Source organism: Streptomyces sp. RP5T (assembly GCF_003933965.1).
Taxonomy (GTDB): Bacteria; Actinomycetota; Actinomycetes; order Streptomycetales; family Streptomycetaceae; genus Streptomyces.
Genome location: NZ_RSAJ01000500.1, coordinates 1 through 6135, shown reverse-complemented (window position 1 = coordinate 6135; position 6135 = coordinate 1). Strand labels below are relative to the sequence as shown.

The following is a 6135-nucleotide window of genomic DNA, read 5'->3' as shown; positions in this document are numbered from 1 at the left end:
GTTGGACGGGCGGGCTTTTGGGGCCAGGCCCCGCAGCAGGCCGACCACTCCGGCCGGGCCTGTTGAGGGTCAGGCGAGTTGTTGGGCCAGGGCCGGCTGCAGGCCGACTGCGCCGACCGGCCCTGTTGGACGACGGGCGGGCTGTTGGGGCCAGGCCCCGCAGCAGGCCGACCACACCGGCCGGGACTGCTGAGGGTCAGGTGAGCTGTTCTGCCAGGTCTCGCAGCAGGGCGACCACGCCGGCCGGGCCGGGTACCACCAGGTCGGCTCGCTTGCGGAGCTCCGTCACCTCGTCGCTGCCGCTGCACACCAGGAGACCGGGGGTGCCCGTGGTGCGGAGGTCGTCGACGGCGGAGAAGGCGGGCAGGTCGCCCAGGTCGTCGCCGGCGAACAGCACGGACCGGGCGGAGACCTCGCGGGCGTGCCTGAGGAGGGCGACCCCCTTGTCCATGCCGGGCGGGCGCAGCTCCAGGACCAGACGGCCGGGCTCCACGATCAGGCCGTTGCGGGCGGCCAGGTCGGTGAGGGGATCGCGCAGGGCCTCGAAGACGGCCTGGGGATCGGCGGCCCGGCGGGTGTGGACGGCCACCGCCCGGCCCCCCTTCTCCTCCAGCCACGCACCGGTCCCGGTCAGCAGCCCCGGCAGTTCGGCACGGACCGCCGCCACCCCGGGATGCGGGGCGGGAGCCGTGACCTCGCCGGTCGCCACGTCCCAGCGCTCCGCCCCGTAGTGGCCGAGCACGGTCAGATGCTCCAGGCCCGGGACCTGCGCGAAACCGCCGTTGCGCACCGCCACCGCCGCCGGGCGGCCGGTGATCACCGCCACGGACGCCACCTTCGGCGCGAGGGCCGCGAGCGCCGGCACCGCGTCGGGGTGCGCGAACGCCTTCTCCGGGTCCGCCACGATCGGCGCCAGCGTCCCGTCGAAGTCGAGGCCGATCACCGCCCGCCGCGGCTCCGCGAGAATCGCCCGCAGGCCCTCCTGGCCGGCGGGGGTGAGGGGCGTGGGAAGGCTCATGCTCACCGCTCCAGCGCGGTCAGCGCGTTCAGCTGGTCCAGGAACCACTGGGCCGGCGGGAGTGCCGTCGCCGCCGCGGCGAGACGCTTGGCCCGTTCGGCCCGCTCGTGGGCCGGCATCGTCAGGGCCTCGTCCAGGGCCGCCGCCGTCTGCTCCACGTCGAACGGGTTCACCACGATCGCGTCGTCCCCGAGCTCCTCGTACGCCCCCGCCTCCCGCGACAGCACCAGCGCGCACCCCTCGTCGGAGACCACCGGCACCTCCTTCGCGACCAGGTTCATACCGTCCCGGATGGGGTTGACCAGCGCCACGTCGGCCAGCCGGTACGCGGCGAGGGAGCGCGCGAAGTCGTCCTCCAGGTTCAGCAGGACCGGCGTCCAGCCAGGCGTGCCGAAGGTGTCGTTGATCTCCTCCGCCAGCCGCCGCACCTCGGCCGTGTAATCCCGGTACACCGCGAGGTCCTGCCGCGAGGGATACGCGAACGCCACATGCACGACCCGCTCCCGCCACTGCGGCCGCGACTCCAGCAGCCGCCGGTAGGCGAGCAGCCCGCGCACGATGTTCTTGGACAGCTCGGTGCGGTCCACCCGCACGATCGTCCTGCGGCCCGCGCCGATCTCCTCGCGCAGGGCGACGATCCGCTCCTCGACGTCCGCCTCGTGGGAGCGGGCACGCAGGAAGTCCGCGTCCGCGCCCAGCCCGTGCACCCCGATCCGGGTCTCGCCGAGCCCGTCCGCGCACTCCGTGGCGCAGGCCGTGAAGGCGTCCGCCCAGCGGCGGGTGAGGAAGCCGAGGCGGTCGGCGCCCAGCATGCCCCGCAGGACCTGGGCCGCGATGTCGTCCGGCAGCATCCGGAAGTACTCCACCGGCGCCCACGGCGTGTGCGAGAAGTGGGCGATGCGCAGGTCGGGGCGGAGCTCGCGGAGCATCCCCGGCACCAGGCACAGGTGGTAGTCCTGCACCAGGACCGCCGCCCCCTCGGCCGCCTCCTCGGCGAGCGCCTCGGCGAAGGCGCGGTTGTACGTCTCGTACGACGCCCACTGGCGCCGGAACTCCGCGTCGAAGGACGGCTCCAGCGGGGTCTGGTACAGCAGGTGGTGGACGAACCAGAGGACGGAGTTCGCGATGCCGTTGTACGCGTCCGCGTGCACGTCGGCCGGGATCGCGAGCATCCGGACGCCGTCCTCGCCGACCCCCTGCCGTACCGCCTCGCGGTCGCCGTCGGACAGCGCCGAGCACACCCACAGGGCGCCCGCGTCCGGACCGATCGCCGACAGTCCCGAGACCAGTCCGCCGCCACCCCGTTTGGGTGTCAGCGAACCGTCGTCCTGGACCTCGTACGAGACGGGGCCGCGGTTGGACGCGACCAGCACCTGGGCGTTGTGCGATGAAGCCATGCCTCGAAACCTAGCCCGGTGTCCAACCGCTCAAACGTTCCCGTAGCGTCTCTAGGCCGCCCTTCTCTTCATGTACTCCGGGATCTCCGTCATCGGCGGCCGCTCCTCCGTGTCCACGGAGTACGTGCGCGGCTCGAAGCCGTCCCGGCCCCGCTCGAACTGGGTGAGGGCGGGCCGGATCATGTGGCCGCGGGCCAGCCGGAGCTGGGCGGTGCGGTAGATCGCGGCGGACATCCGGCCCAGGGCCTGCCCGTCCTGGTGGCGGTGCTTGCGCACCCCGATGTCGACCTGCGCGAGGGCGTCCAGGCCCACCAGGTGCAGGGCGTCGACCAGCATGCCCAGCTCGACGCCGTAGCCCACGGGGAACGGAAGCTGCTCCAGCAGCGAGCGCCGGGCCGCGTACTCGCCGCCCAGCGGCTGCACGAACCCGGCCAGCTGCGGCCAGTGCATGTTCAGCAGCGGGCGGGCCATCAGCTCGGTGACCCGGCCGCCCTGTCCGGCCGCGCCGCCCAGGGGACGGTCGTACATCCCCTTGACCAGGTCGACCTCGGGATCGGTGAGCAGCGGGCCGACGATGCCGGAGACGAAGTCCGAGGAGAACTCCTTCAGGTCGGCGTCGATGAAGCAGACGATGTCCCCGCTGGTGACCAGCAGGGACCGCCACAGGACCTCGCCCTTGCCGGGCACGGCCGGGATGCGCGGGAGGATGTCGTCGCGGTGGACGACCCGCGCGCCGGCCTCGGCGGCGACCTCGGAGGTGCGGTCGGTCGATCCCGAGTCGACGACGACTATCTCGTCGACGAGCGGGACCTGCTGCATGAGGTCATGACGGATCACGGCGACGATGTCACCGACCGTCTCCTCCTCGTTGAGCGCGGGCAGGACGACACTCACGGTCCGGCCGGTGCTGCGCTTCGCGGCCATGATCCGGTGGAGTGGGCGATCGGCCGCGGACCAGGACCGGGTGGCCAGCCAGCGCTCGACTTCGTTCAGCACAGTGCGCGGCTCCTCTGCGTGTGATCTGCGTGTGATCCATCTCGCCGTTCGGACGACTATCTCAACTGTCCTGGTCGTCGGTTACAGTCTTGAACAACGCGGGTGACCATCGCATGTCCTGGCCGGCCCGCCGTTCACAACTTCACACCGCTCATCCAGAGGGGCAGAGGGATACGGCCCGATGAAGCCCCGGCAACCCTCCAGTCGGTTCTCGTAGCGATCAGTGACGATCGTCTCCGCGAGGCTCCCGGCTCGGGAAGGTGCCAAATCCGTCTCACGGCGAAGTGCGTCGTGAGGAAGATGAGGAGAAAGGGCCTCGCCTCCATGGCTGCGCAGACTGTTGCAAGCACCACGAACTCCGTCGACCTGGGTCCCGCCGCGGCGCTGAGCTGCCGCGAATGCGGCCACCGCGTCCCCCTCGGCCCGGTCTTCGCCTGCGAGGAGTGTTTCGGCCCGCTCGAGATCGCGTACGACTTCTCGGCCTACGACACCGAGGAGCTCCGCAAGCAGATCGAGGCGGGACCCGCGAACATCTGGCGCTACGCCCCGCTGCTGCCCGTCCCGGCGGACGTGGCGGACAAGCCCAACATCAACCCCGGTTGGACCAAGCTCGTCAAGGCCGACAACCTGGCGCGCGAGCTGGGGGTCACCGGCGGACTGTATGTGAAGGACGACTCCGGCAACCCGACGCACTCCTTCAAGGACCGCGTCGTGGCGCAGGCCCTGGAGGCCGCGCGCGCCTTCGGCTTCACCACCCTCTCCTGCTCCTCGACCGGCAACCTGGCGGGTGCCGTCGGCGCCGCCGCCGCCCGGGCCGGCTTCCGCTCCTGCGTGTTCATCCCGCACGACCTGGAGCAGGGCAAGGTCGTCATGGCCGCGATCTACGGCGGCGAGCTCGTCGGCATCGAGGGCAACTACGACGACGTGAACCGCTTCTGCTCCGAGCTGATCGGCGACCCGGCCGGCGAGGGCTGGGGCTTCGTCAACGTCAACCTGCGGCCGTACTACGCGGAGGGCTCCAAGACCCTGGCGTACGAGATCTGCGAGCAGCTCGGCTGGCGGCTGCCCGACCAGCTCGTCGTGCCGATCGCCTCCGGCTCGCAGCTCACGAAGATCGACAAGGGTCTTCAGGAGCTGATCAAGCTCGGGCTCGTCGAGGACAGGCCGTACAAGATCTTCGGCGCGCAGGCGGAGGGGTGCTCGCCGGTATCGGTGGCCTACAAGGCCGGGCACGACGTGGTCCGCCCCCAGAAGCCGAACACCATCGCCAAGTCGCTGGCCATCGGCAACCCGGCGGACGGGCCGTACGTGCTGGACATCGCGCGGCGCACCGGCGGTGCGGTGGAGGACGTGAACGACGAGCAGGTCGTGGACGCGATCAAGCTGCTGGCGCGCACCGAGGGCATCTTCGCGGAGACCGCCGGTGGCGTGACGGTGGGTGTGACCCGCAAGCTGATCGAGAACGGCGTCCTCGACCCGACGAAGACCACGGTGGTGCTGAACACCGGCGACGGTCTCAAGACCCTGGACGCGGTGGCCGGTACCGGGCTCACCGCCACGATTCGTCCGAACCTGGACTCTTTCCGAGAGGCTGGCCTCGCATGAGCGTCAACGTCCGCATCCCCACCATCCTGCGCACCTACACCGGTGGCCAGGCCGAGGTGCAGGCCGAGGGTGGGACCCTCGCCGAGGTCATCGCCGATCTGGAGAAGAACCACACCGGTATCGCCGCGAGGGTTCTCGACGACCAGGGCAAGCTGCGGCGGTTCGTGAATGTGTACGTGAACGACGACGACGTGCGGTTCGAGCAGGGGCTGGAGACGGCGACGCCCGACGGTGCCGGTGTCTCCATCATCCCGGCGGTCGCCGGCGGGTGACCGTATGACTGGTCATTACCTTCGGTAACAGAAATTACCGAGTGTTCATCCGATTGCCCCCTCCGTGAGAGAAGCGGAGGGGGCAATTCTCTATGGTTGAGCGCGGTACAGTTGGGGAACCTGCTCCTTCCTTCATGCCGGGCGCATATGAGTTCCGACTTCGGATGCGTCGAGAAGTGGCCAAAGTGTGTGGGTTCTTTGCGGCTTATGCTCCTTTTATGGGGCCCGACTTGCCCCGAATTCGGGCGAATTCTCACTACATTCCGGACCCCTTCCGTCCAGAATTCTCGTCCGATTGACCTGTTGCAGACGGCAGTTGGACAGATACATTCAGCCGCGGTCGACGCGTTCCGGCGCACGCCCCCAACCATGTGGGGGGTGAGGTCTGACCCGGATCCACGAAGTGTGGATCCGTGCAAGGGCCAGTAATAGGGGAGTTAGGCATGGCTCAGGGCACCGTCAAGTGGTTCAACGCGGAGAAGGGGTACGGCTTCATCGCGGTCGACGGTGGTGCGGATGTATTCGTCCACTACAGCGCGATTCAGATGGACGGCTACCGCACCCTTGAAGAGGGCCAGCGGGTCGAGTTCGAGATCTCGCAGGGTCAGAAGGGGCCGCAGGCGGACATGGTCCGTCTCGCGACTGGCTGAAGCACGCGCCGGGTAACAACAGCGTCGTTCTTCGTTCTTCATCGAAGGGCTCGTACCCCATGGGGAGTCATGGGTACGAGCCCTTCGGCATGCTCCGGGTCCTTGCGCGGCTTGGTGGGGGCGGGCGTTTTTGCGCAGTTCCCCGCGCCCCTGAATGCCTGCGGCGGCTCGTGCCCATCCGGTGGGGGCTTGGGTAG

At 69.8% G+C, this 6135-nt stretch carries 6 protein-coding genes and 1 riboswitch; of the genes, 3 read left to right on the top strand and 3 right to left on the bottom strand.

Going from position 1 to position 6135, the window contains the following annotated elements; genetic code table 11:
• Positions 1 to 196: 196 nt before the first annotated feature.
• From otsB to EHS43_RS34575, 3 genes are read right to left on the bottom strand one after another with little or no spacing between them, the layout of a single operon-like run.
• On the bottom strand, positions 197 to 1018 hold the full coding sequence (gene otsB / locus EHS43_RS34585; protein WP_125194598.1) for a trehalose-phosphatase: 822 nt from the start codon (positions 1016 to 1018) through the stop codon (positions 197 to 199).
• A gap of 2 nt (positions 1019 to 1020) precedes the next feature.
• On the bottom strand, positions 1021 to 2415 hold the full coding sequence (locus EHS43_RS34580; RefSeq protein WP_125194597.1) for a trehalose-6-phosphate synthase: 1395 nt from the start codon (positions 2413 to 2415) through the stop codon (positions 1021 to 1023).
• A gap of 51 nt (positions 2416 to 2466) precedes the next feature.
• On the bottom strand, positions 2467 to 3411 hold the full coding sequence (locus EHS43_RS34575; RefSeq protein WP_125194596.1) for a glucosyl-3-phosphoglycerate synthase: 945 nt from the start codon (positions 3409 to 3411) through the stop codon (positions 2467 to 2469).
• A 148-nt stretch (positions 3412 to 3559) separates the two neighbouring features.
• Positions 3560 to 3718: riboswitch (SAM riboswitch) on the top strand.
• A 17-nt stretch (positions 3719 to 3735) separates the two neighbouring features.
• Between EHS43_RS34575 and thrC the strand changes: the two genes are divergently transcribed.
• From thrC to EHS43_RS34560, 3 genes are all read left to right on the top strand, one after another.
• Positions 3736 to 5016, top strand: a complete 1281-nt coding sequence (thrC, locus tag EHS43_RS34570) for a threonine synthase (RefSeq protein WP_125194595.1) — start codon at positions 3736 to 3738, stop codon at positions 5014 to 5016.
• Positions 5013 to 5288: a MoaD/ThiS family protein gene (locus EHS43_RS34565; RefSeq protein ID WP_020122860.1), complete on the top strand. Its 276-nt coding sequence runs from the start codon at positions 5013 to 5015 to the stop codon at positions 5286 to 5288. The genes thrC and EHS43_RS34565 overlap by 4 nt, the downstream gene beginning before the upstream one ends.
• A gap of 443 nt (positions 5289 to 5731) precedes the next feature.
• A complete protein-coding gene (locus EHS43_RS34560) occupies positions 5732 to 5938 on the top strand; it encodes a cold-shock protein (protein WP_007382895.1) in 207 nt (68 codons plus the stop codon).
• The last annotated feature ends 197 nt before the right edge of the window (positions 5939 to 6135 follow it).

Coding starts and splice junctions, on each gene's coding strand:
- thrC (WP_125194595.1), top strand. CDS start 3,736: ATGGCTGCGCAGACTGTTGCAAGCACCACGAACTCCGTCGACCTGGGT.
- EHS43_RS34580 (WP_125194597.1), bottom strand. CDS start 2,415: ATGGCTTCATCGCACAACGCCCAGGTGCTGGTCGCGTCCAACCGCGGC.
- EHS43_RS34560 (WP_007382895.1), top strand. CDS start 5,732: ATGGCTCAGGGCACCGTCAAGTGGTTCAACGCGGAGAAGGGGTACGGC.
- EHS43_RS34565 (WP_020122860.1), top strand. CDS start 5,013: ATGAGCGTCAACGTCCGCATCCCCACCATCCTGCGCACCTACACCGGT.
- otsB (WP_125194598.1), bottom strand. CDS start 1,018: ATGAGCCTTCCCACGCCCCTCACCCCCGCCGGCCAGGAGGGCCTGCGG.